3 protein-coding genes and 1 pseudogene are annotated in these 2,583 nt (G+C 75.2%); all 4 read right to left on the bottom strand.

Features of this window, described 5'->3' with window-relative positions:
* A partial coding sequence (locus ADY01_RS34855; RefSeq protein ID WP_199826394.1) for a zf-TFIIB domain-containing protein occupies positions 1–185 on the bottom strand: 185 nt, incomplete at its 3' end.
* A 36-nt stretch (positions 186–221) separates the two neighbouring features.
* Positions 222–1,130 (bottom strand): aminoglycoside phosphotransferase family protein, encoded by a 909-nt coding sequence (locus ADY01_RS34850; protein ID WP_234320539.1) that lies wholly within the window; start codon positions 1,128–1,130, stop codon positions 222–224.
* Positions 1,127–2,239, bottom strand: a complete 1,113-nt coding sequence (locus ADY01_RS34845) for a potassium channel family protein (protein ID WP_049580826.1) — start codon at positions 2,237–2,239, stop codon at positions 1,127–1,129. The genes ADY01_RS34850 and ADY01_RS34845 overlap by 4 nt, the downstream gene beginning before the upstream one ends.
* Positions 2,236–2,583: pseudogene (locus ADY01_RS41180) on the bottom strand (hypothetical protein); the annotation flags it as partial. The pseudogene ADY01_RS41180 and the gene ADY01_RS34845, both read right to left, overlap by 4 nt.

The raw sequence follows: 2,583 nt of genomic DNA, 5'->3' as shown, positions 1-2,583 counted from the left end.
GGGTAGGGCTGGGAGGGGGGCGCGGGCGGCGGAGCGGCCCCCGGCGACCACTGGGACTCCAGCTGGGTGATGTGCTCAAGCTCCCCGTAGTCGAGGAAGAGCCCCCGGCACCCGCTGCACTGCTCTATCTGGACCCCACTGCGGTTGAACGTGTGCATGGGCGCACGGCACTTGGGACACTGCATATCGGCTCCATGGTCGATTCACCTGGCGAACTCACCCTACGGCAGGGCGGCGATCCTGAGGCAGGAGATGAGAAGAGCCTCATCTTCCTCGTCCGGGGAACTTCCCGACGCCGCGCAGCGGATGAGGGCGCGGGCCGCGGACTGCGCGGTCAGGACCCGGGCCGGGCCGTCGAGCCGAAGCCACGGGTCCTCCTCCGCACCTCCGCCGGCAGGGCCTCCCGCCGCGCGGTAGGCGCCCAGCAGGCGGTGCCACTCCTCCGGCGCGAGCAGCCCGGCCGCGAACCAGGCGGCGGGCCTGGCCAGGTCCCAGGCGGGATCGCCGAGGCCGAGGTCGTCCACGTCGATGAGGTGCCAGGACCCGTCGGGCACGGGGTGGCGCACCAGCTGCCCGAGGTGGAAGTCGCCGTGGCACAGGGCCGTCGCCGACGGCGGGACGACGGGCGCGGCCAGGATGCGTTCGACCGCCGCGCGGGCCTCCGCGTGCCGGGGGTCCGTGGCCGTGGCGCGGAGCCGGGCGAGCGTCCCGGCCGCCCGCGCGGGCCCCCCGGCCGGTGGCAGCGGGCCGAGCGGCGCCGGATCGACGGCGTGCAGACGGGCGAGGAGCGTTCCCGCCGCCTCCCAGGGGACGGACGCGGGATCGACGGGAAGGCCGTAGGGCCACAGGGTGGCGGCGCGGCCGTCGGGGAGCCGGGAGACGGCGGCGGGCGGGCGGGGCGGGAGCAGGATCCCGGCGAGCGACGGGTGCGCGGCGGAGGCGACGCGCGCGTCCAGCGCCCCGGCGTCGGTGGACGGCGGATGTGCCTTGGCGACGGCGTCCCCCAGCCGGATCACGGTGCCGCTGGGCCGGTCGGCGAGCAGCACCGGCTCGGAGGGCTCCGCCGGCACGCCCGGCTCGGCCGCCGAGGACGTCAGCCGGGCGGCCAGTGCCGCGACGGGCGAGGTCACCGGCGGGGAATGCGCCAGGAGCCGGGGCCGCGCTCCCGCTTGTCGGTCAGCACCTTGGCCTCCTCGGGCCTGGCCCGCTGGATGACCACGAGCCGGTCGGTCAGCTCAAGCGTCGCGGCGTCCGGGTCGTCGTAGGGGAGCAGCTGGTGGCCGCGTATGACGGAGACGACCAGGTCGTCGGTGTCCCGGGGGGAGCGGCCCGCCTCGGACTTGGTGACCGGGCGCTCGCGCAGGCTGAGGCCCTTGCTGTGCTGGATGAGGTCCTCCATGACGGCGCCCGAGCTGGGGCTGATCACCGAGAGCCCCAGCATGCGGCCGACGGCGCTGGCGCTGGTGATCACGGCGTCGGCGCCGGACTGCCGCAGGAGCGGGACGTTCTCCTCCTCGCGGACCGAGGCCACGATCCGCACGGTGGTGCTGAGCTGGCGCACGGTCAGCGCCACCAGCACGGCGGTGTCGTCGCGCTGGGTGGAGATGACGACCTGCCGGGCGCGGTCCGCGCGGGCCCTGACGAGGACGTCGCTGCGGGTGGCGTCGCCGATCACGCCGGCGTAGCCGTCCGCGTTGGCGCCCTCGACGACCTTGCCGCTGGGGTCGACGATCACGATCTGGTCCCTGGCCAGGCCGGCGCTCATCAGCGTCTCGGCCGCCGACCTGCCCTTGGTGCCGAAGCCGACGATGACGGTGTGGTCGCGCAAGTTCTTCCTCCAGTGGGCGACGCGCCACTGATCACGGGTGCGCTCGGTCAGTACTTCGAGGGTGGTGCCGACCAGGATGATCAGGAACAGGACGCGGAGCGGGGTGATCAGGAACGTGGTGATCAGGCGTGCCCCGTGGGAGGCGGGCACGATGTCGCCGTAGCCGGTGGTGGAGAGGGAGACGGTCACGTAGTAGAGGACGTCCCAGAAGTTGACGTGCCCGTCGTGGTTGTCGAGGTAGCCGCCGCGGTCGGCGTACACGAGGACGACGGCGGCGGTCAGGACGGCGAACGCCATGAGGATGCGGCGGATGACCTGCACCAGCGGCCCGGCGACATACCGCGGCAGGCTGGCGCCGTGGGAGAGGTCCTCCGAGGCGGTTCTTCTGGGGTGGGAGGCGGGGAGTCTCATACGCGGGGGAGGTCGAGGAGGCGGACCCGGTCACGGGCCTCCGCGCCTCCGGGCGGGATGACCGCGAGAGCCGAAGCGGCGGCGATGCCGCGCAGCATGGCGGGGCCAGCGTAGCTCAACGGGCGCGCCAGGTCCGGTTCGGGACTGTCCACGGGAACGAGGCGGGGGTGCCGGGGGGGGGCGGGGGCGGGGGCGGGGGGGGGGGGGGGGGCGGCCCGCTCGTCGCCGCGCAGGGGGGCGACCACGGGGCCCTTCGGCTCGGGGGCGTGGGTGCGGGGGGTGAGGGTGGCGCGGTCGGCGGCCTCGGGGGGGATGGCGGGGTGGTGGGGGGGGGGGTGCCTGGG

The organism is Streptomyces sp. SBT349 (assembly GCF_001083795.1).
Lineage (GTDB): Bacteria > Actinomycetota > Actinomycetes > Streptomycetales > Streptomycetaceae > Streptomyces.
The sequence above is the reverse complement of the archived record's forward strand: the minus strand, read 5'-3'. Positions and strand labels throughout refer to the sequence as shown.